The sequence below is a fragment of the Marinobacterium jannaschii DSM 6295 genome (assembly GCF_000620085.1).
GTDB classification, from domain to species: Bacteria; Pseudomonadota; Gammaproteobacteria; order Pseudomonadales; family Balneatricaceae; genus Pontibacterium; species Pontibacterium jannaschii.
Window position 1 is genome coordinate 16563 of sequence record NZ_KK211065.1, and the last position, 25786, is coordinate 42348.

Below are 25786 nucleotides of genomic sequence, written 5' to 3' on the forward strand. Positions count from 1 at the left end.
GGAAAGCGGAAAGCGGAAAGCGGAAAGCGGAAAGCGGAAAGCGGAAAGCGGAAAGCGGAAAGCGGAAACAGCGTGGCGGCAAAAGGCTGCCCATGCAGCCTATTGCCACCATTGATCAGATCTGCAGGATGTTCTGCGTCACCGTATTCAGGGTCTCCAGTGTCTTGGAGTTCGCCTGGAAGTTACGCTGCGCCTCAATCAGCCGCACCAACTCCTCAGACAAGTCGACGTTGGACTGCTCCAGCGCCGCCGAACGCAGCGAACCATTAAGCCCCGTGCCCGGTGGGTTCAGAGTTGCCGCCCCGGAAGTCAGGGTCGCGGTCCATTCAGTGTCCCCTACCGCAGCCAGACCCGACTGGTTCTCAAAGGTCCCCATCGCCACAACGCCCAGAGAGCGGTTCTGACCATTGGAGAAGCTCGCCACCATTTCACCTGACTCACTGAAAGACACACCGATCAGATCACCTTTAGTGTAACCATCCTGGGAGGAAGTCTTCACGATAGAGGCGGAGGCAAACTGAGTCGTGCCGGTCAGATCCAGCGCGATCGTGGTCGCCGGGTTCGCCGGGTCGGCCCCTGCTACCGTCAGTTTCGGAGCATCAGCATTTGGCGCGATGGTCGTACCGTTAATCTCACTCAACAGGCCATTGGTCGAGTTAAATTTAATAGTAACCGGGCCCGGTTCAGACGGGTTGCTTGCATCACCAAAGCCCAGGAAGCCCGACTCACCCGGGTCAACATCCTTACCAATATCCAGCAACTCACTGCCATTCAGGTAGGCATAGAGTCGATATACGCCGTTATAGCTGCTGTCACCATTAACCAGGCCGGTACGTTGCAATACCGGAACCTCGGTGCCATTGGCAGGATCGCCATCGGCATCACCCATACTCACCAGCAAGCCGGTATCGTTATTCAGGTCTCCGACTTCCGCCTTGAAGGTCAGAACCAGCTCATTACTGCTGTTAAAGGTGACCGATTCCAGATCCGGGTTGGAGTCCAGAATAACCTGCTGGAAGGAGACAATGGTTTCGTTAATGCTGGCCGGTGACGCCCCCTGAGTCAGAGGGATATCGACACTACCAATCTTGATATTGGTACGCGCAGCCAGTACACCACCATTAAAGGCAGCATCATTAAAGGAGTAGGTGTGAACCTCGTTGGCATCCAGCGAGGTCGATGAGATGTCCACATCGGTACGCAGGCTCTTATCAGTACTGTTACGTACCTGCACCGGATCGACATCCGTAGCATCGGCGCGGAAGCGCAACTGCACCTCAAACGCAGATCCGTCGTCACTTTCTGCAAATTCTATCTTCGCAATTCGCGGGTCTGCCGTGGTCAGGGCGCTCACGGCGCCACCAACATTGATGGTATTGGTCGTCACAGCACCGGTCGGGTTACCGGCAGCATCCTGCGGCTCCCATTCAGTACCAATCAGGTTAGATTGCGCAACGGCTGCGCCCGGGGCAGTACCTGCCAGGAAGGAGCCTACGGCTGGTGCCGAGCCGCGATCATCAAACTGGAACAACAACTGCTGGCCAGCCGGGTCAGACGGATCTCGCGCCACACCCAGCAGACGTGGCGTATCCGTGTCGGTATCAGGGATAGAGGCATTATATTTAGACACGATATCCGCTTCCAGCGCGCCGTCGAACAATGCAGCCAGCTCACCGGCCGTATCGTAGTTCACCCCTGGCGCAACACCGGCCGTATTGCCATTATCCACGCTGGCAGTGTAGTTAAAGCCACCAATGGTCATACCAACCGTGATGGTATCAGCATCTGCCGTACCCGCATCCAGCCGTACCGCACGCACCTGCCCCACATCACCGGCACCGGCTGGCAAATCAATCATCTTCTGCAGCGTCAGCAGGTTTACTGGCGTGCCGCTGATATCCACACTGGAGTTGTACTGGTAGTCAGCAGTGTTAGCCTTGGCAAACGCCAGCGCCTGAACTTCACGGATTGGCGGCTGCTCTACCAGGTTATATTTGATGGTATGCTCATTACCCAGGCTATCGAAGGTACGAATGGTCGAACTGTAGGTAAAGGAGCCGGATTCGTCCTTATTGTAGGGCTGCTGCAAGGTACTGGCATCGGCACGGCTATCGATATTGAAGGACAGATCAATAGACTCAGTCGACTTTGGCGGACTCTCTTTCTCAGAAACCTGCAGATTTCCGATCGGCAACTGGTTACCCTGGCTATCTAAACCAAACCCCTGCAGAAACTTACCGTTTTTGGAAACGATAAAGCCATCTTTATCCAGCTCGAAAGAACCGCCTCGGGTATAGGTTACGCCCCCGAGACCATCGTCCAGCTGGAAAAAGCCGGAACCATTGATAGCCAGGTCCAGGTTATTGTTGGTGAACTCGATAGTACCGGCTTTAAAGTCCTGCGCTATATCACTCACCGTTACACCTGAACCGGCCACGTTTGCCGAGCCGTTACCCACAACTGCGGTAGCGTAGATATCGCCAAATTCGGTACGAGAAGCCTTAAAGCCAACCGTACTGGAGTTCGCAATGTTGTTACCAACTACATCCAGACCGGTTGTCGCCGCTTTCAGACCGGTAATTGCTGTATTAAATCCTGCCATTTATCTGTCCTCAAACTCCGATCTGTCGGATTTTACTGCTGTCAAAAGTACCGGCACTGGTGTTAACGCTCATACCAATTCCGTTTTCACCCAGGGTCACGCTATTTACCCGGAACGCCAGCTGAACATCGTCAACGGCTTCCCAGACACCATCATTCGATTGCGTCTCTACCAGAAAACGATATTCACCAGGTTCGCTGACGCCATTTTCAGGATCGGCCGAAAGCCCCCAGTAAAATTCATCCTCACCTGGAGGCTTAGCCCCGAGCTGAACAGAATCCACCAGCTCGCCATCTTCATCGAAGACCTTAATACGTACATCAGATGCCGATTCTTTCAGATTGAAAGAGCCGCGGGCAAAGCTGTCATTGCCATCGATACCCACCGGAGCCGTATCCTGCGGCACGAAAACAGAGCGCCCAACCATCGACGAAGCCTGCAATGCTGCCTGGCTGGTCATCATCGAGCTGGTCAGACTGCCAATGGATGATTGCAGGTTATTGATACCCTCCACCATCGACATCGAAGAGATCTGCTCCATGAACTGGCCGGTATCAGCAGGGCTGGTCGGGTCCTGGTTTCCCAGCTGCGCCACCAGCAGCTTCATGAACATATCACTGTCCTGCTGTGCCTGACTCTTTTCGGTCGATGCAGTGGACTTGCTCTTGTTGGTCTGGTTTATCTGCTCGAATACATTCGAGTTAACACCATCGATACCACTCATGGTCGCCACCCTGATATCTGATCAGTCATTAGCCCTGCCCCATCTGCAGCGTACGCTGCATCATCTGCTTGGCTGTATTCATTATTTCCGCGTTAATCTGGAAAGAACGTGATGCGGAAATCATATCCGCCATCTCCTCCACCACCTGAACATTCGGGTAGTAGACATAGCCCTCTTCATCAGCCATTGGATGAGTCGGGTTGTATTCAGGACGCAATTCAGCGTCACTCTCGACAATGCCAAGTACCTGCACCCCCTGCCCTGCAGGCAGGCCATCCGGATTCTCTATAGGCGCATCCGGCTCTGTCGGCTTTAGGGCAAAAACCGGCTTACGCGCACGATAGGTCTCATCAAGACTGGAGCTGACACTCTCTGCGTTAGCCAGGTTACTCGCTGTTGTGTTCAAGCGGATGGTTTGCGCACTCATTGCCGAACCGGCAATCCCAAACACATTAGTTAGTGACATAGTTATTCAGCCTTCAGTGCTTTGATGAGACCCTGAAACTTTTTGTCCAGGAAGGTAAAGGAGGATTCGTAGGCAAGGGAGTTATCGGTATAGGATGCCATCTCCTGATTGACCTCAACGGTATTGCCGTCGACCGATGCCTGATGCGGAATACGGTACATAAGCTCCGCTGCCATATCAGGACTGGCCAGGCCCGGCTGATGGGATGCGTCTGTCACCGCCATCTGAATCGGCTGCTCCATCTCGCCGTTAAGAATCGCCTTAAAGTCGATATCGCGCGCCTTGAAGTTAGGCGTATCAGCGTTGGCAATATTGTTAGCCAGCACCTCTGCCCGACGCGCACGCAATAGCAGTGCATCGTCATGTATTCCAAGCGCGTTATCGAAACTGATAGACATACCTTTGCCCCTTATTTACCTTGAGGTAATAAATGCAAAGCATGTGCCAAAAAGAAAAAACCCCGTAAATACGGGGTTTCTGGTAGAGAATGATCGCTCGCTGCGGCAAAGCGGCAAAGCGGCACCGCTTATATTGCCGCCTGACGGCAATCAGATTGCCTTATAGATGATGCCGGGACGGCAATGGATCATCTGATAACAGTCACTCAATCCGGACAGGGACTCAGAGGCCCCCAACAACAGATAGCCCCCCGGCCTGAGCGCTTTATGCATTTTACGGAGTATCTCAGTCTTTCGTTCTGCGGAGAAATAGATCAGGACATTGCGACAGAAGATAATATCAAACTGACCAAGCCCCGAATAACTCCCCAGAAGATTCAGATTCTGAAAGCGAACCCGGGACTTTATAGGCGCCTTTACGCCCCAGCACCCATCTGCCTTTTCATCAAAATAGGTCTCCAGGCGGGAACGGGAGAGCCCTCTCCCTAGCGCAAGCGTTTCATAAACCCCCTGACGCGCCTGTGCGAGAATATCGGTCGATATATCGGTAGCGACGATCTCCTCACCTCCTTTTAACAAGGTCGGATTTCGCTTCTTGAACTCATCGATCACCATACTGATCGAATAAGGCTCCTGACCACTGGAACATGCTGCCGACCATATCCGGATTTTGCCAAAGCGACTGCCCTCCGCCACCTCTGGCAACAGACGCTTGGACAATATCTCATAAGGATGATTATCCCGGAACCAGAGAGTCTCATTGGTTGTCATCGCATCGATAACCTGATCTCTCAGGCGATTGCCGGCAGGCCCGTTCAGGCGCTTAACCAGATCAGGCAACACCTCGCAGTTCTGTTCCTGCATTATCCGGCCAAGCCGACTCTGCACAAGATACTGCTTATGTTTTGCCAGCAGAATGCCGCAGCTATCCTCCAGAAAGCGACTGAAGGTCTCAAAGTCGCTTTCGCTGATATGAAAGCTGCGCGGCGCTACCCTGCCTTTTGACAACGTATCAGACACCAGGCTCAGTTCCTTCCTTCTAACTGCCCTATACGACTTACCACTGCCGCCGCCAGGTCATTCGGGTTGAACTTAGCCAGGAAACCATCAGCCCCGACCTTCTTAACCATCGAGACATTAAAGCCACCGGAAAGGGAGGTGTGTAATACGATATGCATACGCTCCATACGCGGGTCTTCACGAATCATTGCGGTCAGGGTGTAGCCATCCATCTCCGGCATCTCGATATCTGAGATAATCATCAGATAGTGATCCAGCACATCAACACCGCGATCGGCCATGCCACAAAGAAGGTCCCAGGCAATCCGGCCGTTATTGGCCGACGTAACCTTTAAGCCAAGACCTTCCAGGCTGCGCTGCATCTGATTACGAGCAACAGAAGAGTCATCGACAATCAGCACATGGTGCTGCTTCGCCCGCTCCCTGACCTCTTCGTTGGCCACTTCGCGACTAACATCTGTCGACATCGGATAGAGATCAGCAAGGATCTGCTCGACATCAAGAATCTCGATCAGCTTGTTTTCGTGTTCGAAGATCGCTGTCAGGTAGTTTTCGACACCAATTTCGGTGGGCGGCGCCATAATCTGATCCCACTGGGTATTCAGGATACGATCGACCTGACGCACCAAAAAGGCCAATGTGCGCTTGTTATACTCCGCTACGATCAGGAAGCACTTATTGCGCTCACTCTGAGGCACAGAGGAGCGACCTATCGCTTCCGACAGGTCAAGCACCGGGATGGTTTCTCCGCGGATATGTGCCATCCCTTTGATGGCAGACGTCTGACGCGGAACTTCAGTCAGCTCAGGACATTGCAACACTTCGCGTACTTTAAATACGTTAATGCCGTACTGCTGCTCTGTCTCAAGACCGAACAACAGCAACTCCAGACGGTTTTGCCCCACCATCTGCGTCCGCAGGTTTACACTATCTAGGATACCTGACATGATTTACCAATCCCGTGGATATTACTGGACTCATTATTTAAACAGTTATAGTCCCGCGGCTTACAGGAAGCCAACGTGAGTATCATTAATTTAACACGTCTTTTTCTGCTAACCACTCTTTTCATCGCAAATTGGCTTCACGCCGGGCAGTTGAGTGATATTGAGCAAGAAGTATATAACCATCTGCAGCGCTACTATCAAGACAGTTACGCAAACGCCCGCACAGAGATTAAGGTAAAACCCCTCAACCAGAGCCTCAATCTTCCCCGCTGCAGACAACCTCTGACTCTTACAAAGCCTCGCGGTAAGAGTTCAAGGGTTTCAGTCAAGGTCTCCTGCAGTTCTCCCCGCTGGAAACTCTATGCCAGCGCAACCCGCCAGCATCTGCTCCCTGTTCTGGTTGCGGCAAGAGCCCTGCAACGAGGAAAAATTCTCACCGCAGACGACATGGTGCTCAAAGAGACTGATATTACTGCACTTAAGGGCGCGTTCTACACCGATAAAAACGCGCTGATCGGATGGCAGGTGAAGCGTAGCACCAATCGGGGCAAGCTGCTTAAGCCCAGATCACTGAGCGAAGCACCGGTCATTCGTAAGGGAGACAGCGTCATTATTGAAGCCCGTCGGAACAGCCTGAGCATCAGAGCCAGCGGCACGGCTCTGGAGAATGGCAAGAAGCGACAGCAGATCAGAGTTCGTAACAACAAATCAGGCCGGGAGATCAAAGCGATCGTCATAGCGCCCGGTCAGGTACGCACTCCCTGACTCTGATCTGGCCCGGCTATCTTTGAGGCCCCGCGCATTCTAGATCTCAGGCACCGCTTACTCAGAGGCAATGATACTTTTTACCGGCTGCTATACTGATCAAAAATTGTTAAATTATTTCTAAAGCCCGGCGTAAACCTGCCGATACCTGTTCACAGAGCAAATGTTTGAGGATTAGACTCATGGTTACAGATCTCACGAGCCTGTCATCGTCCCAGGCGACAAGCACTCGTGGCCGGGTAACTGAGCACAGCAATACTGCCGCGCGTAGTACAAATGACAGCGGCCAGCCCGCTGCATCACCTAGCGGCGACACTGTTAAGTTGAGCAGTGCAGCCCAGTCACTGCAGAATGTGCAAAGCAAACTCGCAGACACGCCGGACGTAGACCAGAACAAGGTTGAGCGACTTAAAGCCGAGATTGAAAGCGGCAACTATCAGGTTAATGCCGAAAAAGTCGCTGCGGGTATGATGTCGTTCGAAGATATGCTTAAGTAATACGCTTAAGTATTTGGATCTGATATGACGACTGAACACCTGAATCAGTTTAATGCCCTGCTTTTGCAGGGCATTAAACTTTTGCACAGCCTTGATACCCTGATGGATCAGGAACTGGACGCGGTTGCCCGCAGAGATACTGCCCTGCTTGAAACCACCTGCATGCAAAAGCGCACAGTGCTTGAAGAGTTTCAGCACAACACTTTTGAACGCGCAAAGATTCTCGGTTTCATGCAGCTGGAGAATAAAGAGTCCGGCGTACAGAAACTCATCAGCCAGGCTTCTGAAGCAGCTGCCACGCAGCTAACGGATAACTGGGAACAGCTGAAAAAGGAACTACATTCAGCCAGCGAGAAAAACCGCCGAAATGAACAAGCGGTACTGCGCAATAAGCACAATGTAGATAAGCTTCTTTCTATCATCCGCGGACAGAAGACCCAGGACAGCATCTACAACACCCAAGGTTCTGCAGGACATTATCGCGCCCAAAGCCGCATCGGCAAAGCCTGACCCGCCCGAACACCGACAACCTTATTTGTTTATCAAAAATTTACCTGGCATTGCCATTATAGATAGTGACTAGCGCGGGCAATGTCAGTAGAATTTCGCGCTACTATCTGCAGCGTCCCAGTAGCTCAGGTGGATAGAGCGGTCCCCTCCTAAGGGACAGGCCAGGGGTTCGAATCCTCTCTGGGACGCCATTCTTTACCTCACTTCATAGAAAGAACCTGCCCACGGCTAATCAAGCCAGCAACTCCCCCAGACTTCCGGCAGGAAGATGCTCTATATCTGAACCCCGTAGCTTTCTGAGCCGAACCATCTTTGCGTGACCTTCCGCGTCCAGCCGATGGCCTGAAGCCAGCTTCAGGTAGCGGTCAACCATACGCAGACGCTCCTGACGCTTTTCAGTATTGTCACGCGCAGATTCAAGGAACACTTGCGCCAGATTCAGCGCAGCACGACTATTTGTCAGGTCGTACTCGATAGCAAGCCCGAAACACTTGAGAGCCTGCGGCATTTTTCCGCCAACATAGTGCTGAACGCCCAACCCGTTTACTTTAAGGCTCATATCATGAGCCTTAGAAACAGGCGGCTTATCCGACTTACTTGCGACCGGTTCCGGTGGCTTTTTACCTTCACCACCACGCAGCAGACTAGCCCTTTGCTGCTCCAGATCGAGCGCCTGAGACAACTCCTCATTCGCAATCTGCGCCAAGCGCAGTTGCCGGGTGGCCTCATCCGTATCGCCCACTTCCTGAAATGCCTCGCTGCGCAGCAGTGCTGCCTGCACCACCAGAGACTGATCGCCACGAAAGCGCTTAACCGAATGATCCAGTAGCTGATCCAGCTCTCCCATCAGCTCCTTCTGTTTTACACCTTCAGTATTTCTTAACTCAAGGCGGCGTATATTAGCCAGTCTCAGATAAGGCTCCGGCGTACCGTAGCAGCTGCGGCTCCCCAGCTGGATAGACTTCCTGTAGGCACCCGCAGCCAGCTCATACTCATTGGTGTGCGCCGCCAATCGCCCCAACTCCATCTGCCTGGGTATACCGAATGGCGAACGCCTGGCCGCCAGCTGGATGGTATCTCTGGCAACGACCACCTGCCCCTGAATCTCCTGCACTTCAGCCAGCAGATCGTATGCGGGTAAAAACAGAGGGTACTGCGCCAGAAGCTTCTCCAGCTCTTCGATCGCCTCTGCATAACGATGCTGTCGGTAGATCGCATCTGCCAGGGCTAAGCCAGCCTCTTTATTTAAAGTACGCCAGTAGACCTGCTCTGCCAGCCGCTCTGCACGGGATAACTCGCCGCTTTCTATCAGTAAACGACAAGCCAGCACCTGAGCCTCCTCGGCACTGTCATCGTATCGATCAGCCGCTGCTAAACACAACCGAAGAGCCTGCGCATCATCACCCTGCGCCCGGGCCTGATAGATCGCTTTCATCCCCTGCTTACGCTCCAGGAGCTGATCAATCCGCTGCTTCAATTCATCGACAGAGAAAGGCTTAGTCAGCAGAAAATCAATTTTGCAGTCAATCGCATGCAGTACGGTCGCCTGCGAGGCATCGCTGGTCATAAAGATCCAGCCGGTTTCCGGCCCGCTCAGTTGTCTGAATCGAACCTCTTCCAGAATCTGCATGCCATTAAACACGTCGCTGACGTTATAACCCAGCAAAACCACGTCAAACTCGCGCTCTTCAAGCAGTTCAAGAACTCTGCGGCTGGCAGTCACTGCCACAAGGTTATCGATACCCAGACCACGCAACATATGAGAGATAGCAGAGCGCATATTGCCACTACTCTCCACCAACAGGACGTGCTTATCAGAATAATCGATACGGGACACTGCCACTCAACCAGCCCAGCCATATAAATTGCTAAAAAAGAACCCAGGCGCTAAGTATACTGCCTCACAGCCAATTCAAGGAACAGAAGCGGCGCTGAGATCAGTTATATTGGAAAGTAGTGGCTCAGAACGGAAGTTACAGACAAAAAAAAGCACCGAGTGTAGGGTGAAACACGCGGTGCCAAGACAGTTCTATGCTGTGGAATCAATCCTAACCGCTGAGTGCGGTTTGACTAATGACACAGATCAAGAAACCACCAGCGGCACATGGTTTATAACTGAAGAGTAGACGATTGATCTACATAACGTAACCAAGGACTTGGTTACACTAACCAAAAATAAAATACAGCAAGGGATTATGACTACAGCATATATCACCCACGATGACTGCTGCCTTCATAACATGGGGCCAGAACATCCGGAAAGCCCGGTAAGACTGCAGGCCATCAGAAAAGTACTGGGCCGCACAGGTCTGCTGGACGAACTGCAGCAGCAAACATCCGTGCACATATTGCCCGACCAGATCCAGCTTGCGCACGCCAACCTGCACCAGAAGCGCCTCGAACTAAAGCTTCCGGAAAGCGGTGTCGTCTATACCGACGAGGATACGGCGCTCTGCCCCGACTCCCTGCATGCCGCCAGCCTTGCAGCAGGCTCCGGTATACTCGCCGTAAACCGGGTATTAGCAGGCCATAGCAAGAATGCCTTTTGCGCTGTTCGCCCTCCCGGTCATCATGCCGAGCACAATATCCCAATGGGGTTTTGCTTCTATAACAACATCGCCATCGCGGCGATTCACGCCCTGCAACAACCCGGCATCAACCGCGTTGCCGTGGTCGATTTCGACGTCCATCACGGCAACGGCACTGTGGATATCTTTAAGGACAGACCAGAAGTGCTGGTCTGCTCAACCTTCCAGCATCCTTTTTATCCTGAACGCTACAGCGAAATCCTGCGCGACAACATCATCAACTGCCCGATGGATGCACACAGCGGCAGCCTGGAGTTTCGTAACCTGGTCGAGGGCCGCTGGCTACCCGCCCTGCAGCAGCACAAACCGGACATGATCCTGATCTCTGCCGGATTCGATGCCCACGCCGAAGACCCGATGGCCGATATAAACCTCGGTGAAGAAGACTATCGCTGGGTCACTCAGATGCTACTCGATACTGCCCGCACCTATTCCGACAACCGGGTTATCTCGATGCTGGAGGGAGGCTACAACCCGGTATCTTTGGCGTTTAGCGTACAGGCACATATTGAAGTTCTGGCTGGCCACTGACCTCTGTGGCTGCCTTTATCCCCTAATGGCAGCCTGCTTCCTCCCCGTACAGCAATCTGGAAGAACCCCACCTGAGACGCCCTTCGCAAGCTGACCCGACAGTAACCGGCGAGCACAAAAAAGGCTGCCCGAGGGCAGCCTTTTTTCGTTCAGCGAGCTGATTAGCCAACGAACTTGATCATCACACCTGCCGCAACAGCTGAACCGATTACACCGGCCACGTTAGGGCCCATCGCGTGCATCAGCAGGAAGTTCTGCGGGTTAGCTTCCAGACCCAGCTTGTTGGATACACGTGCCGCCATTGGTACTGCAGATACACCTGCAGAACCGATCAGCGGGTTGATCGCGTTACCACCCTGCATACGGTTCATGGCTTTCGCCATCAAGACACCACAGGCAGTACCGATACCGAAGGCAACAATACCCAGTACCAGGATACCCAGAGTCTCTACGTCCAGGAATTTATCTGCAGACAGCTTGGAGCCAACAGACAGACCCAGGAAGATAGTTACGATGTTGATCAGCGCGTTCTGAGCGGTGTCGCTCAGACGGTCAACCACACCACACTCACGCATCAGGTTACCGAAACAGAACATACCCAGCAGTGGTGCCGCATCCGGCAGCAGCAACGCAACCAGAATCAGCAGCAGGATCGGGAACATGATCTTCTCAGTCTTGGTGATGTGACGCAGCTGTACCATAGAGATCTTGCGCTCTTCCTCTGTAGTCAGAGCTCGCATGATCGGCGGCTGAATCATCGGCACCAGCGCCATGTAGGAGTATGCTGCTACAGCGATCGCACCCAACAGATGTGGAGCCAGCATGCTTGCTACATAGATAGCAGTAGGACCGTCCGCACCACCGATGATACCGATCGCGGCAGCATCCTGGATGCTGAAGTCCATGATACCCAGCGTGCTCAGCAACACCGCACCCAGCACAGTGGCGAAGATACCGAACTGCGCCGCAGCACCCAGGAACAGAGTCTTAGGATTCGCCAGCAGCGGACCGAAATCGGTCATCGCCCCTACACCCATAAAGATCAACAGTGGCGCAGCGCCAGATGCAATCGCAATGGAGTAGAAGTTGTACAGCATGCCGTTGTTATAGCCATGATCCATTGCTGCATTAGCCGCCGCTGCGTGAACAGTTGCGTTAGCGCCGTGGTACGCATGTGCCACATCGTGTGGATCAGTAGAAGCAATACCCAGTACTTCAGCCAGGTGTTTCATCACTTCCGGTTGCGCGAAGTGCACCGCATTCTCTACAGCAGAGAATGCCAGGCCCGCTTCAGGGATATTCGCCATAATACCGCCGAAGCCGATCGGCACCAGCAGCAGTGGCTCGAAGTTCTTACGGATGGCCAGGAACAGCAGAAGCAGGCCAACCGCGATCATTACAAGCTGACCGAACCCCATATTGTAGAGGCCGGACGCTTGCCATAGCTCAAGCAGCTTATCCATTCGAGCTTACCCTTACGCCAGTGTCAGCAGGCTATCGCCCACCTGAACGGCATCGCCTTCTTTAACGTCAACAGAAACAACGGTACCAGCACGTGCAGCACGTACTTCTGTTTCCATCTTCATCGCTTCCAGGATAACCAGCACGTCGCCTTCCTGAATAGCCTGACCTGCGCCAACCTGTACTTTCCAGATGTTACCTGCCAGAGGAGCTGGAACCGCTTCAGCATCACCCGCAGGAGCCGCTGGTGCAGCCGCTGCAGGAGCAGCCGCTACAGAGGAAACGTCACCACCTTCGGTTACCTGAACTACATAGTTCTGACCGTTAACAGCGATAGTGTAAACTTCTGGGCCGGATTTCTTAGGTGCAGCCATTGCTTGTGCGTCCTCTAGAGTCGGTGCAGGTTCAAATGCATCAGGGTTGTTACGGTTTTCCAGGAATTTCAGCGCAATCTGCGGGAACAGCGCATAGGTCAGAACGTCATCAATTTCGTTCTCACCGGAAGCCAGCTCAATGCCTTTTTCCTTAGCCGTTGCACGCAGCTCTTCAACCAGCTTATCCATTTCGGAGTTCAGCAGATCAGCCGGACGACAGGTGATAGCCTCACCACCATCCAGAACACGCGCCTGAAGTTCAGCATTGTAAGGGGCCGGCGCAGCGCCGTACTCGCCTTTCAGGATACCCTGAACTTCTTTGGAGATCGTTTTGTAGCGCTCACCCATCAGAACGTTGATAACCGCCTGGGTACCGACGATCTGAGAAGTAGGTGTCACCAGTGGAATCAGACCCAGGTCTTCACGTACACGAGGGATCTCAGCCAGTACTTCGTCGAACTTATCGGCAGCGCCCTGCTCTTTCAGCTGGTTTTCCATGTTGGTCAGCATGCCGCCCGGAACCTGAGCAACCAGGATACGGGAGTCAGTACCACGCAGAGAGCCTTCAAATCTGGCGTACTTCTTACGTACTTCACGGAAGTAGGCAGCGATCTCTTCCAGCAGATTCAGGTCCAGACCGGTATCACGATCGGTACCTGCCAGTGCGGCAACTACGGATTCGGTCGCGGTGTGACCATAAGTCATAGACATGGAGGAGATAGCGGTATCTACACGGTCGATACCTGCTTCTACAGCCTTCAGGATTGTCATATCAGACAGGCCGGAAGTTGCATGCGCGTGCAGTTGAACCTCAAGAGAGGTCTGAGCCTTCAGTCGGGATACCAGATCAAAAGCATCGTAAGGCGTCAGGATGCCTGACATATCCTTGATGTTGATGGAATCTGCGCCCAGATCTTCCAGGGTCTTGGCATACTCAACCCACATATCAGTGGTATGCACTTCACTCTTGGTATAAGAGATTGTGCCCTGTGCATGCTTGCCGGTTGCTTTTACCGCCTTGATCGCGCGTTCCAGGTTACGTGGATCGTTCATCGCGTCGAAGATACGGAAAACATCTACACCGTTGACTGCAGCACGTTCTACGAACTTGTCTACAACGTCATCTGCGTAGTGGCGGTAGCCCAGCAGGTTCTGACCTCGCAGCAACATCTGCTGCTTGGTGTTTGGCATCGCCTGTTTCAGCAGACGGATGCGTTCCCACGGGTCTTCGCCAATAAAACGGATGCAAGAGTCAAAAGTAGCACCGCCCCAGCTTTCAAGGGACCAGTAGCCTACTTTATCCAGCTTCTCCGCGATCGGCAGCATGTCTTCAACTCGCATACGAGTAGCAAACAGAGACTGATGTGCGTCACGGAGTACTACATCTGTGATGCCAAGAGGTTTCTTTGCGTCGGACATGGGTAATGGCCTTCTGTCGATTTAATGCAGGTTATTCGTTATTACGCCGTTCTTATTACTTTGAACGGTATTTATGAACCGCAGCGGTCAATACTGCGACTAACTCGTCATTGCTTCCACCTGCCTTGGACGGTGCAGCTGCAGCACGGGGCTTAGCAGGCTGTGGCGCTGGCTCTGGTGCGTACTTGGCGACGAACTTTGACATTCCGCCTGTAGCAAATACGAGCAACGTCAGAAAGACGAAGACGAAACCCATACCGAAGATCATCAAAGTGAAACCTTCTGATAACAGATTTTCCATCTATGGGTGCTCCTGTTGTTAACGATACCCATTCGCCGTGCGACCTTTGTAAGGTATGAAACTGCCCCTATAACAGTTACTTCACGACGGATGCACTGGTTGCAAATGGATCACAATTAAACCCGAAAAGGAGAAATCAGGCAACAAGAACGGCTTTGATTTCGCGCAATACAGCAGCAATATCGGCTGAATTGTCGACGATTGTAAGGGGAATTGTCGTATTGGTAGAGAAGTGAAAACCGGGCGACAGAGCACCCGGCATGGAAATATTATTCCGGACGATACACTTTGATATTAAGCAATCCTTTATCCTGCAGCTGCTGAGCATGGAGCTGACTCATCACACCCTTTTCGCAGTACAGTAAATATTCCCGCTCGGATGAAAAGCTTTCAATCGCACCGGACAGGCTGTAGAACGGGATCAGTTCAATATCGCACCCAGGCATGTTGAGCGGCTTTTTCTCCTGCTCCTGCGGTGGACGTATATCAATTATTACCTGATTAGCATCCACCTTACTCAGGGCTTCCACTTTGGCGTTTGCATTGACATCCTCGACAATCTCATCGATGGAGATCACCTGAGCCTTCTCCAGTGCCGCATCCAGTACATCAAAGTCGAAGTTTTCCTCTTCCTCCTCGACGCGCTCCTGCCTGGCACAGGTGGTTGGGCGATCAGAGATCACACCACAGTATTCCGGCATGCTGGCGGCAAATTCATAGGTTCCGAGCTGCTTAGACAGATCCACGATCTCCTGCTTATCCATCACCACCAGCGGACGCAGCACCAGCTTATTCGTGGATGCGTCGATCAGAGAGAGGTTAGGCAGCGTCTGACTGGAGACCTGGGCGATACTCTCACCCGTGACCAGTGCACCGACTTTCATCCGGTCGGCGACCTGCTCACCGGCACGCATCATCATACGCTTAAGGATCACTCCCATATGCGAGTGATGCACCGACTGCAGAATCTCACCAACCACTTCCTCAAACGGCACGGTGACAAACTTCACACGGGCTGAGGAGCCATATCTCTGCCACAGATGGAGCGCAACCTGCTTAACGCCAATCTCGTGCGCCTTGCCACCCAGGTTAAAGAACAGGAAATGCGTTTTGCAGCCACGACGCATCGTCATATAGCTGGCAACAACGGAATCAAAACCACCGGAAATCAGGGACAACACAGCTTCCTGACTGCCGAGCGGATAACCGCCCAGTCCGGGAATAATCTCCTGAACGATAAAGAGCTTGTCTTTAACGACTTCCAGATCGACCCAGACCTGGGGCTTACGCACATCGACACCCGCAGCCTCGGTATGCTGACGCAGCCCTCCACCGACATAACGCTCCAGCTCCACTGACGTAAAGTCGTGATCTCCTGAACGGCGCACACGCACTTTAAAGGTCTTGCCCTTAAGGCGCTCCTTATAGGCGTCACGGGTGAGCTCATAGACGTTGTGGAAATCCCCCAGCGGATGTTCATGGACATCGAGGAAGTGCTGAATACCGGGCGTCCGGCTAAGGACACTGATGATCTGTTCCCGCAGCAGCTGATCGTTGCCGGGCGCGATCACTTCAACCTTGTCCCACAAGCCCCGGACTTTGATCTCGCTATCGACGCGCAACAACATATTGGCAAGATTCGACTGCAGCCGCTGAATCAGGCGCTTACGAACAGGTTTGCTTTTGATGGTTATCTCTGGAAAGAGCTTAACAATGAACTTCATGGAGGAATGCCCCGGAATGACGATCAGTTCAGAAATTATAACGATTAATTGCAGCAAGGAGGGAGAGGAGATTAAGTGGCGCGCCCGAGAGGATTCGAACCTCTGACCGCCTGGTTCGTAGCCAGGTACTCTATCCAGCTGAGCTACGGGCGCAATACTTAAGGTGTGATCTTTTGGAAGGTGGCGCGCCCGAGAGGATTCGAACCTCTGACCGCCTGGTTCGTAGCCAGGTACTCTATCCAGCTGAGCTACGGGCGCTTTACTAAAATGGCGGTGAGAGAGGGATTCGAACCCTCGATACCGTGAGGTATACGCCCTTAGCAGGGGCGCGCCTTCAGCCACTCGGCCATCTCACCGCGACAACGAGGGCGAACTATACAGACATGTTTTTGATAAGCAAAGTCTTTTTCTTATTTTTTTTAAAAAAAGTTTAAATTTCTATTCGTTACCCTGCTCACCTGCCTTTTCACGCTGGATGCGCTGGTAAATTTCCTCGCGATGCACAGACACGTCCTTAGGCGCATTGACGCCAATACGTACCTGATTGCCTTTGACACCAAGTACAGTCACAGTGACGTCATCACCGACCATTAAAGTTTCGCCTACGCGGCGGGTAAGAATTAACATGTGTAGGATCTCCTTAGTTCTTCCTGTCTTACCAGATTCGGCCTGAGGGGGCCGAGAGGGCGCGCGATGACATATCGTCCAACTCCTTGCCAGAGCACACCCATAAATAGCGCCTGCAGGTCTAACTATAGACCAGCAAGCAATTATTCGCTTACAGCTTCAGCTTTATCCAATTCAAACGCAGAATGCAGCGCCCGAACGGCAAGCTCGAGATATTTTTCAGCGATAACCACTGAAACTTTAATCTCTGAAGTCGAGATCATCTGAATATTGATATTTTCATTTGCCAGGCATTCAAACATCTTACTGGCAACCCCGGCATGAGATCGCATGCCGACACCAACAATAGAAACCTTCGCAATCCTGTTATCTCCGACCACTTCCCGGGCACCGAGTTCAGCCGCAACCTGATTGAGAATTTCCTCAGCCCGGACATAGTCATTTCGGTGTACGGTGAAGGTAAAGTCGGTGGTTTTATCGGCGGCCACATTCTGGACGATCATATCGACCTCAATATTGGCACGACTGACCGGGACCAGAATCCGTGACGCCACACCTGGGATATCAGGTACGCCAACAATCGTCAGCTTTGCTTCATCACGGTTAAATGCGATTCCTGAGATAACGGGTTTTTCCACGGCGTTTTCTTCCTCTATGGTGATCAGGGTTCCCGGACCATCCTTAAAACTGGAAAGTACGCGCAAGGGCACCTTGTACTTTCCTGCAAACTCAACAGAACGGATCTGCAAGACCTTAGAGCCGAGACTGGCCATCTCCAGCATCTCTTCAAAGGTTATCTCGCTGAGACGCCTGGCGCCCTCCACAACGCGTGGATCAGTGGTATAGACCCCATCCACATCGGTATAAATCTGGCACTCGTCAGCCTTGAGGGCTGCTGCCAGGGCCACACCGGTGGTATCAGAGCCTCCACGACCAAGGGTGGTTATATTGCCTTCAGCATCCGCCCCCTGGAATCCGGCCACAATAACAACACGCCCGGCATCGAGATCTGTCCGCATACGCGACACTTCGATATCCTGGATACGCGCCTTGCTATGAGTGTTGTCCGTCAGGATTTTCACCTGGCTGCCGGTATAGGAGCGAGCCGCCACGCCACGCTTTTCCAACGCCATCGCCAGCAACGCAATCGTGACCTGCTCTCCGGTCGATAGCAGTACATCCATCTCACGGGCACTTGGCTTATCCTGAATGGAGTTAGCCAGACCGATCAGGCGGTTGGTCTCACCACTCATCGCAGACACAACAACGACCACATCGTGGCCGCTCTCGCGAAAGCCGCTCACCTTATCGGCGACGGCTTCAATGCGTTCGACGGTACCTACAGAGGTACCGCCATACTTTTGTACGTACAGAGCCATACATTCCCCTACTCTCTGTCGCCCCTAAAGGGCTGCCTTAACAGGCAGCCTCCACCATGCTAACTACAGATTCCAGCGCCTGAGGCAGTGCTGCAGTGTCTGTACCGCCACCCTGGGCAAAGTCCGGACGACCGCCGCCTTTACCGCCCAGTTTAGCGGTCAGCTCGCGCACCAGATCACCGGCCTTAACCTTAGCGGTCAGATCTTTGGTTACCCCGGCAGCCAGACTGATCTTGCCGTCAGCCTCGGTAGCCAGAACAACCACTCCGGAACCCAGCTTGTTCTTCAGCTGATCGATGGTATCGCGCAGGGCCTTCGACTCAACCCCTTCCAATTTGGCCGCCAGCACTTTCACACCCGCCACTTCGACGGCATTGCTGAGCAGATCAGCGCCCTGAGAGGCCGCCAGCTTAACCTTAAGCTGTTCCAGCTCCTTCTCCAGCTGACGGTTGCGCTCAGCCAGATCCTGCACCTTCTCGACCAGATTATCACGGGAGCCTTTCAGCAATGCGCCCAACTGAGCAATCTTGCTATCAGACTCTGCCGCCCATTCAGCCGCAGCCTGACCAGTTACCGCTTCAATACGACGAACCCCGGCAGCGATACCGCCTTCAGAAACCACTTTCAGCAGGCCAATGTCACCGGTGCGCTTGGCATGGGTACCACCACAAAGCTCGACAGAGAAATCGCCACCCATGGAGAGCACGCGTACCACATCACCGTACTTCTCACCGAACAGCGCTGCTGCGCCCTTCTTCTTGGCGTCATCGATCGCCATCTCCTCGGTTTCCACCGAAGTATTGAGGCGGATCTGCTCATTCACAATCGCCTCAACCTGAGCCAGCTGATCGGCAGTCACGGCCTCAAAGTGGGAGAAATCAAAGCGCAGACGCTCGGCGGTTACCAGCGAGCCCTTCTGCTGAACATGCTCGCCCAGCACAATGCGCAGAGCTTCATGCAACAGATGGGTCGCAGAGTGGTTCAGTGCCGCCGACTGGCGTTTGGCCTGATCTACTGCCGCAGAAACACTGTCACCGACTTTCAGAACACCTTCAGATACCGCACCATGATGCAGGTGGTTACCGGCATCCTTGGTGCAGTCCGCCACCGCAAACTGGCCTCGGTCCCAGTTCAGAGCGCCCTGGTCACCGACCTGGCCACCGGACTCAGCGTAAAACGGCGTATTGTTCAGCACCACGATGCCGCTTTCTCCGGCAGACAGCTGATTGACCGCTTCGCCCTCTTTAAACAGCGCGACAACGGCGGAGCTGTCTTCCAGCACATCGTAACCGGTGAAGGCAGTTTCACCTTCAAGATCCAGCTTGTCATTGTAGTCAACAGAGAAGTTGCCACCGGCCCTGGCACGGGCACGCTGCGCATCCATCTCCTGCTCAAACCCAGCCATGTCGATGGTCAGCTCATGCTCTCGCGCCACATCAGCAGTCAGGTCAACCGGGAAGCCGTAAGTGTCATACAGCTTGAACACCGTATCACCGGAGATCACAGATCCCTGCAGCGCTTTAATGCTCTGTTCCAGCAACTTCATGCCGTTATCCAGCGTCTTGGCAAACTGCTGCTCTTCCTGCAGCAGTACACGTTCAATCTGAGACTGAGCCTTGCTCAGCTCTGGATAAGCTTCACCCATTTCACTGACCAGCGCCGCGACCAGCTTATGGAAGAAGACTCCCTGGGCACCCAGTTTGTTACCATGACGAACGGCACGACGGATAATACGACGCAGAACGTAACCCCGCCCTTCATTGGATGGAATAACCCCATCCACGATCAGGAATGAGCAGGAACGAATATGATCTGCAATAACGCGCAGTGACTTGCTTTCCAGGTCAGTAGTGCCGACGGCTTCTGCAGTCGCCTTCAGCAAACGCTGGAACAGGTCGATCTCGTAGTTTGAGTGAACGTTCTGCATCACGGCAGCGATACGCTCCAGGCCCATCCCGGTATCCACGGACGGTTTCGGCAGCGGTGTCATCTCGCCATCGGCGGAACGATTAAACTGCATAAACACCACGTTCCAGATTTCGATATAACGATCACCGTCCTCATCCGGGCTGCCCGGAGGGCCGCCAGCCACTTCAGGACCATGATCGAAGAAGATCTCGGTACAAGGGCCACAAGGGCCTGTATCACCCATCGACCAGAAGTTATCTTCATCCAGCTTGGAGAAGCGTTCCGGATCGATACCCATCTCCTCTTTCCAGATGCGCTCAGCTTCGGAATCAGAATGATGAACCGTCACCCACAGTCGCTCCTTCGGCAACTGCATCACTTCCGTCAGGAAGCCCCAGGCAAAGCGAATTGCTTCAGCTTTAAAGTAGTCACCGAAGCTGAAGTTACCCAGCATTTCAAAGAAGGTATGGTGACGGGCGGTATAGCCGACATTCTCGAGATCATTATGCTTACCACCGGCACGCACACAGCGCTGCGAGGTGGTCGCTCGGGTATAGGCTCGCTTTTCATCTCCCAGGAAAACATCCTTGAACTGCACCATTCCCGCATTGGTGAACATCAATGTCGGGTCGTTTGCAGGAATCAGGGAGCTGCTGGATACGACCTGGTGGCCGTTTTGCTTAAAGTAATCCAGGAATGCCTGGCGAATTTCAGCACTTGTCATGTATTTCATAGGGAGAACCGTCTGTATCCGTTCAGTTCAGGCCAGCGGCCGGAGCTACAGGTTTTATTTACCCGCTAAATGTCGCATATCGGGGGTTGTTGGTCAGCCAAAGCTGAGCGAAAACCGCGTCAAAAAAGCGCAATAGTATATATCGTGCCTGAAAATTGTACGACTATTTTTGCCGCAGGGGGGAATTAGTGGACAGCGGAGAATGGCGTGCGTTACGGTTCGGGGCAGCTCGGGCTTAATGCGGAATTACCGAAGCCGCGCTTTATATAATCAGCGCAGAAATAGCAGGGATAACAGCTTCAGTCCGGGGATATTTCACCCGGACACCAGCTTCACTCATCGTCACGCCCGGCAGAAGCGATTGCATGGCGACTTTCATCCATCCCAAAGCCACGCTGCGTCAGGTAGCGCATCTGCTTTGCATAGAGCTTGTGATCTCCCGCCGGAGGCTGGCGGAACTTACGCTGCCAGGCATCAGCTGCCAGCGTATACCAGTCCGGAGCCTGCTCTTCCAGGGCCTCATCAAGCAACTCGGAGGCAATCCCTTTCTGGCGAAACTCAAAGCGGATACGCTGCAGGCCATAGCCTTGAGCAATGCGGTTTCGGAGAAACACTTCAGCGAAGCGACTATCTGACAGATAACCATCGGCCTCAAGCTGCTGTAACGCCTGCTCAAGCTGGACCTCATCAAACCGACTACGGTATTTCTGTTCCAGCTCATGGCGACTGTATTCGCGACGCCCTAACAGCCTCAGCACCACTTGCTTAATCTCGCCGATCTCATCGCTACTCATCTGCACCCCCTCCCGGAAAGTCATTCTTTCAGAGACCAAAAAGGGCCGCAAGCGGCCCTTAATTTCCTGACAAATCTACCGTATCAGGACAGATTCAGTTGCTGCTTATCCTCAGCAGACTCAGCATCAGCGGCAGCGGCAGGCTTGGGTACGTTCAGCAACCGGGCGCGGATCTCACCTTCAATCTCAGCAGCGATCTCAGGATGCTCTTCAAGGTACTTGGCAGCATTGGCCTTACCCTGACCGATCTTATCCCCTTTATAGGCATACCAGGCACCTGACTTATCCACCAGCCCCTGCTGAACACCCAGATCGATAACCTCACCCATATGATAGATACCGGCACCATACATAATCTGGAACTCGGCTTGACGGAATGGTGGAGAGACCTTGTTCTTCACTACCTTAACGCGGGTTTCGTTACCGACAATCTCATCCCCCTGCTTCACGGCACCGGTACGACGGATATCCAGACGCACAGAGGAATAGAATTTCAGGGCATTACCACCGGTGGTGGTTTCCGGGTTACCGAACATCACGCCGATTTTCATACGAATCTGGTTGATGAAGACCATCAGGCAGTTGGCATTCTTCACATTACCGGTCAGCTTACGCAGTGCCTGAGACATCAGACGAGCCTGCAGACCAACGTGAGAGTCACCCATATCGCCTTCAATCTCAGCTTTTGGTGTCAGCGCCGCCACAGAATCGACGATGATCACATCGACAGCACCGGAACGCACCAGCATGTCACAGATCTCCAGCGCCTGCTCACCGGTATCAGGCTGAGATACCAGCAGCGCATCGACATCCACACCCAGCTTTTCAGCGTAGATCGGATCCAGCGCATGCTCAGCATCGACAAAGGCACAAACCTTACCCTGTTTCTGGGCTTCAGCCACTACCTGCAGTGTCAGCGTGGTCTTACCGGAGGATTCCGGACCATAGATCTCAACGATACGACCAAAAGGCAGGCCTCCTATACCGAGCGCAATATCCAGCCCGAGGGAACCTGTGGATACAGATGGAATAGCCTCGCGGGGCTGATCGCCCATGCGCATAACGGTGCCTTTACCAAACTGTCTTTCAATCTGGGACAGCGCTGCATCCAGCGCTTTTTTGCGATTTGCGTCCATCTTCAACCCTGTTAGCTGCGTTGAAATAATACTGTATGTTTGGACAGTATTATTTCATAACACGGCTCGATTGCAACCACAGTTGCATGAAATTTCCACAGTCATACAGATAGCTCCTGCTGTCACGCCACCTGCAACAGCATGACGAATTCTATTCGGGTTCAGATAAGACTCCGATTACCGTAAAATGCCTGACGCCCGTGTGAATCCCAACACGGGTTACCTTTCTTTTAATACTCTTATGGATTTGCCAGCGCCGTTATGACAAGTCAGTCCAGCTCGTTTCAGAACCACACTCCGATGATGCAACAGTACCTGCGCATCAAAGCCCAACACCCGGAACAACTGGTGTTTTACCGCATGGGTGACTTCTACGAGTTGTTTTTTGATGATGCCAAAAAGGCAGCGGAACTGCTCGATATCTCGCTCACCGCTCGTGGCAAGTCCGCAGGAGAGCCGATCCCCATGGCCGGCGTACCCTTTCATGCGGCCGAAAACTATATAGCTCGCCTGGTAAGAGAGGGAGAGTCTGTTGTAATCTGTGAGCAGATTGGCGATCCGGCCACCAGCAAAGGTCCGGTGGAGCGCGCCGTTGCACGTATCGTCACCCCTGGCACCCTGAGTGACGAAGCCTTTCTGGATGAACATCGCGACAACCTGCTGATAGCAGTCACTCAGTCCGAAGCGCAGTATGGTATTGCATTGGTTGATATCAGCAGTGGCCGCTTCAGCCTGCTCGAAGTCAGCGGTGATGAAGCGTTGCAAAGCGAGCTGGAACGACTCAAGCCTTCCGAGATCCTCTACAACGAGGAGAGCCTGCTAAAGTCCCTCCTGGGCGACCTCAAAGGCATACGCCCCCAGGCCCCCTGGCATTTTGAACTCGAGTCCGCTGAACGTCAGTTGTGCCAGCAATTTAATGTCCACGACCTGAGCGGTTTTGGTTGCGATCACCTTAAACTGGCCCTGGCGGCCGCCGGCTGCCTGCTGCAGTACGCCAAGGACACCCAGCGCAGCGCGCTGCCGCATATCCGCCGTATCCAGATCGAACAGCGGGCCGAGAGTGTGGTACTGGACGCGGCCACCCGAAAAAACCTTGAGCTGGACAGCAATCTCAATGGCGGCAAAAAAGGTAGCCTGGCATCGGTAATCGACAAATGCCGTACGCCGATGGGTAGCCGGATGTTGCGCCGCTGGATAAACCGTCCGCTCCGCAACCGGGATACCCTGCTGGCTCGTCAGGACGCCATTCGCTGGTTACTGGAAGGGTATGGCTACGAAGACCTTCGTGATCAACTTCGCCAGATCGGCGACATGGAACGCATCCTTTCCCGTATCGCCCTGGCCTCAGCCCGTCCGCGGGATCTTGAACGCCTGAAACTCTCCCTTCAGGCGCTGCCGGAGATTCAGCTGTTACTGCGCCAGAGCGATGCCGCCCGCATTGCCGAGCTTTCCGATCAGGCTGCAGAGCACAGCAATCTTGCCAATCTGCTGGAAAAAGCCATCGTCGAAAATCCCCCGGTGGTTATCCGCGATGGCGGCATGATCAATCTCGGATATGATGCCGAACTGGACGAACTGAAAGGGCTGAGCGAAAACGCCGGTGCCTACCTGGTCGACCTGGAAAACCGCGAGCGTGAACGCACCGGACTATCGACACTTAAAGTCGGTTATAACCGGGTACACGGCTACTACATCGAACTGGGTCGCAGCCAGTCGGAGCAGGCTCCGGTTGAATACATCCGCCGCCAGACACTGAAAAACGTCGAGCGCTTTATCACTCCGGAGCTTAAGGAATTTGAAGACAAAGCCCTGTCGGCGAAAAGCCGGGCACTGGCACGCGAAAAAGCCCTGTATGAAAAGCTGATCGAAATTCTTGCCCAGCACCTGCCCCAGCTGCAGGATTGCGCCAGCGCACTCTCCGAGCTTGATGTACTGACCAATCTGGCAGAGCGGGCCGCCAGCCAGAACTACACCGCGCCCAAGCTGACAGAAGAGCCTCAGATCAGCATCTGCGGAGGCCGCCACCCGGTGGTCGAAACGGTACTTGATACGCCTTTTGTCGCCAATAACCTGGAGCTGTCCGAACAGCGTCGCATGCTGATCATCACCGGCCCGAATATGGGGGGTAAATCCACCTATATGCGCCAGGCCGCACTGATCACACTGCTTGCTCATATCGGTAGTTACGTGCCGGCCGATAGTGCCACGATCGGCATTGTCGATCGTATCTTTACCCGCATGGGATCATCGGACGACCTGGCCGGCGGGCGCTCAACCTTTATGGTTGAGATGACCGAAACCGCTAATATCCTGCATAACGCGACCGATCGCAGCCTGGTCCTGATGGATGAAGTGGGTCGCGGCACCAGCACCTTTGACGGCCTGTCACTGGCCTGGTCCTGCGCCGAACATCTGGCCCGCAATGTCGGCGCCTTTACCCTGTTTGCCACCCACTACTTCGAAATGACCAGCCTGCCTGAGATGGCTGATCATGTCTTCAACGTGCACCTCAACGCCGTCGAACACAACGACCACATTGTCTTTATGCACGAGGTATTGGAGGGACCGGCCAGCCAGTCCTACGGCTTACAGGTCGCCAAGCTGGCTGGCGTGCCGCAGAACGTTATCCACAATGCCCGGGGCAAACTGCTGCAGCTAGAAGAGAGCAGCCAGGAGCAAAGCCAGCCGATTACCGCCTCACTCCCCCCTCAGCCGCTGCAGAACGACCTCTTTTCCAGTCAACCTCATCCAGTGGTGGAAAAGCTCAACAGCCTGTCACCGGACGAACTGACGCCGCGTCAGGCGCTGGATCTGCTCTATGAGCTCAAGGGGGCGCTCTAACGCCTTCCCTCACAGAAGACCGTCCCGCGGCAGCGGGATGG

At 53.6% G+C, this 25786-nt stretch carries 21 protein-coding genes and 4 tRNA genes; 6 read left to right on the forward strand and 19 right to left on the reverse strand.

All coding sequences use genetic code 11. From position 1 onward, the window contains the following. Positions 1 to 115: 115 nt before the first annotated feature. The 6 genes from Q354_RS28020 to Q354_RS0117905 all read right to left on the reverse strand — a co-directional run bounded on the left by Q354_RS28020 (position 116) and on the right by Q354_RS0117905 (position 6157). Positions 116 to 2602: a flagellar hook-basal body complex protein gene (locus Q354_RS28020; RefSeq protein WP_084332667.1), complete on the reverse strand. Its 2487-nt coding sequence runs from the start codon at positions 2600 to 2602 to the stop codon at positions 116 to 118. Positions 2603 to 2612: 10 nt separating this feature from the next. Next, complete coding sequence (locus Q354_RS0117885) at positions 2613 to 3326, reverse strand: flagellar hook capping FlgD N-terminal domain-containing protein (protein WP_027858789.1); 714 nt, start codon at positions 3324 to 3326, stop codon at positions 2613 to 2615. A gap of 28 nt (positions 3327 to 3354) precedes the next feature. Further along, entirely contained in the window at positions 3355 to 3792 is a 438-nt protein-coding gene (gene flgC, locus Q354_RS0117890) for a flagellar basal body rod protein FlgC (RefSeq protein WP_027858790.1), read from the reverse strand. Positions 3793 to 3794: 2 nt separating this feature from the next. Next, on the reverse strand, positions 3795 to 4190 hold the full coding sequence (gene flgB / locus Q354_RS0117895) for a flagellar basal body rod protein FlgB (RefSeq protein ID WP_027858791.1): 396 nt from the start codon (positions 4188 to 4190) through the stop codon (positions 3795 to 3797). Positions 4191 to 4340: 150 nt separating this feature from the next. Further along, positions 4341 to 5210, reverse strand: a complete 870-nt coding sequence (locus Q354_RS0117900; RefSeq protein ID WP_281174734.1) for a CheR family methyltransferase — start codon at positions 5208 to 5210, stop codon at positions 4341 to 4343. A 5-nt stretch (positions 5211 to 5215) separates the two neighbouring features. Next, positions 5216 to 6157, reverse strand: coding sequence for a chemotaxis protein CheV (locus Q354_RS0117905; protein WP_027858793.1), 942 nt, complete (start codon positions 6155 to 6157; stop codon positions 5216 to 5218). Between the two features lie 75 nt (positions 6158 to 6232). On the opposite strand from Q354_RS0117905, the gene flgA reads away from it, so the two are divergent. From flgA to Q354_RS0117925, 4 genes are all read left to right on the forward strand, one after another. After that, entirely contained in the window at positions 6233 to 6922 is a 690-nt protein-coding gene (gene flgA / locus Q354_RS0117910; protein ID WP_051560302.1) for a flagellar basal body P-ring formation chaperone FlgA, read from the forward strand. A gap of 182 nt (positions 6923 to 7104) precedes the next feature. Further along, complete coding sequence (gene flgM, locus Q354_RS0117915; protein ID WP_027858795.1) at positions 7105 to 7419, forward strand: flagellar biosynthesis anti-sigma factor FlgM; 315 nt, start codon at positions 7105 to 7107, stop codon at positions 7417 to 7419. A gap of 24 nt (positions 7420 to 7443) precedes the next feature. After that, positions 7444 to 7929 carry a flagella synthesis protein FlgN gene (locus tag Q354_RS0117920; protein ID WP_027858796.1) on the forward strand — a complete coding sequence of 162 codons (486 nt, stop codon included), beginning with the start codon at positions 7444 to 7446 and terminating at the stop codon, positions 7927 to 7929. Positions 7930 to 8043: 114 nt separating this feature from the next. Continuing rightward, positions 8044 to 8120 (forward strand) — tRNA-Arg (locus Q354_RS0117925). 41 nt (positions 8121 to 8161) lie between these two features. Here the strand turns inward: Q354_RS0117925 and Q354_RS0117930 are convergent. Further along, the gene (locus Q354_RS0117930; RefSeq protein ID WP_156948418.1) at positions 8162 to 9766 is read right to left on the reverse strand and encodes a response regulator; all 1605 of its coding nucleotides are present in this window, start codon (positions 9764 to 9766) and stop codon (positions 8162 to 8164) included. A 358-nt stretch (positions 9767 to 10124) separates the two neighbouring features. Between Q354_RS0117930 and Q354_RS0117935 the strand changes: the two genes are divergently transcribed. Further along, positions 10125 to 11048, forward strand: a complete 924-nt coding sequence (locus Q354_RS0117935) for a histone deacetylase family protein (protein WP_027858798.1) — start codon at positions 10125 to 10127, stop codon at positions 11046 to 11048. Positions 11049 to 11209: 161 nt separating this feature from the next. Here the strand turns inward: Q354_RS0117935 and Q354_RS0117940 are convergent, their stop codons facing one another. The 12 genes from Q354_RS0117940 to recA all read right to left on the reverse strand — a co-directional run bounded on the left by Q354_RS0117940 (position 11210) and on the right by recA (position 22904). Further along, positions 11210 to 12511 carry a sodium ion-translocating decarboxylase subunit beta gene (locus Q354_RS0117940; RefSeq protein WP_027858799.1) on the reverse strand — a complete coding sequence of 434 codons (1302 nt, stop codon included), beginning with the start codon at positions 12509 to 12511 and terminating at the stop codon, positions 11210 to 11212. A 12-nt stretch (positions 12512 to 12523) separates the two neighbouring features. Beyond that, positions 12524 to 14302, reverse strand: coding sequence for a sodium-extruding oxaloacetate decarboxylase subunit alpha (gene oadA / locus Q354_RS0117945; RefSeq protein ID WP_027858800.1), 1779 nt, complete (start codon positions 14300 to 14302; stop codon positions 12524 to 12526). A 55-nt stretch (positions 14303 to 14357) separates the two neighbouring features. Beyond that, positions 14358 to 14603 (reverse strand): OadG family protein, encoded by a 246-nt coding sequence (locus Q354_RS0117950; RefSeq protein ID WP_027858801.1) that lies wholly within the window; start codon positions 14601 to 14603, stop codon positions 14358 to 14360. 269 nt (positions 14604 to 14872) lie between these two features. After that, complete coding sequence (gene thiI, locus Q354_RS0117955) at positions 14873 to 16327, reverse strand: tRNA uracil 4-sulfurtransferase ThiI (RefSeq protein WP_027858802.1); 1455 nt, start codon at positions 16325 to 16327, stop codon at positions 14873 to 14875. A 76-nt stretch (positions 16328 to 16403) separates the two neighbouring features. Then, positions 16404 to 16480 (reverse strand) — tRNA-Arg (locus Q354_RS0117960). 28 nt (positions 16481 to 16508) lie between these two features. Further along, a tRNA-Arg gene (locus Q354_RS0117965) sits at positions 16509 to 16585 on the reverse strand. A gap of 10 nt (positions 16586 to 16595) precedes the next feature. Beyond that, a tRNA-Ser gene (locus Q354_RS0117970) sits at positions 16596 to 16683 on the reverse strand. Positions 16684 to 16765: 82 nt separating this feature from the next. Continuing rightward, positions 16766 to 16954, reverse strand: a complete 189-nt coding sequence (gene csrA, locus Q354_RS0117975) for a carbon storage regulator CsrA (protein WP_027858803.1) — start codon at positions 16952 to 16954, stop codon at positions 16766 to 16768. A gap of 143 nt (positions 16955 to 17097) precedes the next feature. Beyond that, complete coding sequence (locus Q354_RS0117980) at positions 17098 to 18333, reverse strand: aspartate kinase (RefSeq protein WP_027858804.1); 1236 nt, start codon at positions 18331 to 18333, stop codon at positions 17098 to 17100. Between the two features lie 37 nt (positions 18334 to 18370). Continuing rightward, positions 18371 to 20965, reverse strand: coding sequence for an alanine--tRNA ligase (gene alaS / locus Q354_RS0117985; RefSeq protein WP_036230675.1), 2595 nt, complete (start codon positions 20963 to 20965; stop codon positions 18371 to 18373). 341 nt (positions 20966 to 21306) lie between these two features. Continuing rightward, on the reverse strand, positions 21307 to 21768 hold the full coding sequence (locus Q354_RS0117990) for a regulatory protein RecX (RefSeq protein WP_036230678.1): 462 nt from the start codon (positions 21766 to 21768) through the stop codon (positions 21307 to 21309). A gap of 83 nt (positions 21769 to 21851) precedes the next feature. Continuing rightward, positions 21852 to 22904 (reverse strand): recombinase RecA, encoded by a 1053-nt coding sequence (gene recA / locus Q354_RS0117995; RefSeq protein WP_027858807.1) that lies wholly within the window; start codon positions 22902 to 22904, stop codon positions 21852 to 21854. A 261-nt stretch (positions 22905 to 23165) separates the two neighbouring features. Here recA and mutS point away from each other — a divergent pair, with 261 nt between their 5' ends. Continuing rightward, a complete protein-coding gene (gene mutS, locus Q354_RS0118000) occupies positions 23166 to 25745 on the forward strand; it encodes a DNA mismatch repair protein MutS (RefSeq protein WP_027858808.1) in 2580 nt (859 codons plus the stop codon). Positions 25746 to 25786: the final 41 nt, after the last annotated feature.

What these genes read in the sequence shown, in the direction of transcription:
- Q354_RS0117990 (WP_036230678.1), bottom strand. Translation starts at nt 21,768, where the DNA reads ATGAGTAGCGATGAGATCGGCGAGATTAAGCAAGTGGTGCTGAGGCTG.
- flgM (WP_027858795.1), top strand. Translation starts at nt 7,105, where the DNA reads ATGGTTACAGATCTCACGAGCCTGTCATCGTCCCAGGCGACAAGCACT.
- csrA (WP_027858803.1), bottom strand. Translation starts at nt 16,954, where the DNA reads ATGTTAATTCTTACCCGCCGCGTAGGCGAAACTTTAATGGTCGGTGAT.
- Q354_RS0117920 (WP_027858796.1), top strand. Translation starts at nt 7,444, where the DNA reads ATGACGACTGAACACCTGAATCAGTTTAATGCCCTGCTTTTGCAGGGC.
- Q354_RS0117940 (WP_027858799.1), bottom strand. Translation starts at nt 12,511, where the DNA reads ATGGATAAGCTGCTTGAGCTATGGCAAGCGTCCGGCCTCTACAATATG.
- recA (WP_027858807.1), bottom strand. Translation starts at nt 22,904, where the DNA reads ATGGACGCAAATCGCAAAAAAGCGCTGGATGCAGCGCTGTCCCAGATT.
- Q354_RS0117950 (WP_027858801.1), bottom strand. Translation starts at nt 14,603, where the DNA reads ATGGAAAATCTGTTATCAGAAGGTTTCACTTTGATGATCTTCGGTATG.
- flgC (WP_027858790.1), bottom strand. Translation starts at nt 3,792, where the DNA reads ATGTCACTAACTAATGTGTTTGGGATTGCCGGTTCGGCAATGAGTGCG.
- alaS (WP_036230675.1), bottom strand. Translation starts at nt 20,965, where the DNA reads ATGACAAGTGCTGAAATTCGCCAGGCATTCCTGGATTACTTTAAGCAA.
- Q354_RS0117905 (WP_027858793.1), bottom strand. Translation starts at nt 6,157, where the DNA reads ATGTCAGGTATCCTAGATAGTGTAAACCTGCGGACGCAGATGGTGGGG.
- Q354_RS0117885 (WP_027858789.1), bottom strand. Translation starts at nt 3,326, where the DNA reads ATGAGTGGTATCGATGGTGTTAACTCGAATGTATTCGAGCAGATAAAC.
- mutS (WP_027858808.1), top strand. Translation starts at nt 23,166, where the DNA reads ATGACAAGTCAGTCCAGCTCGTTTCAGAACCACACTCCGATGATGCAA.
- Q354_RS0117935 (WP_027858798.1), top strand. Translation starts at nt 10,125, where the DNA reads ATGACTACAGCATATATCACCCACGATGACTGCTGCCTTCATAACATG.
- oadA (WP_027858800.1), bottom strand. Translation starts at nt 14,302, where the DNA reads ATGTCCGACGCAAAGAAACCTCTTGGCATCACAGATGTAGTACTCCGT.
- Q354_RS28020 (WP_084332667.1), bottom strand. Translation starts at nt 2,602, where the DNA reads ATGGCAGGATTTAATACAGCAATTACCGGTCTGAAAGCGGCGACAACC.
- Q354_RS0117980 (WP_027858804.1), bottom strand. Translation starts at nt 18,333, where the DNA reads ATGGCTCTGTACGTACAAAAGTATGGCGGTACCTCTGTAGGTACCGTC.
- flgB (WP_027858791.1), bottom strand. Translation starts at nt 4,190, where the DNA reads ATGTCTATCAGTTTCGATAACGCGCTTGGAATACATGACGATGCACTG.
- thiI (WP_027858802.1), bottom strand. Translation starts at nt 16,327, where the DNA reads ATGAAGTTCATTGTTAAGCTCTTTCCAGAGATAACCATCAAAAGCAAA.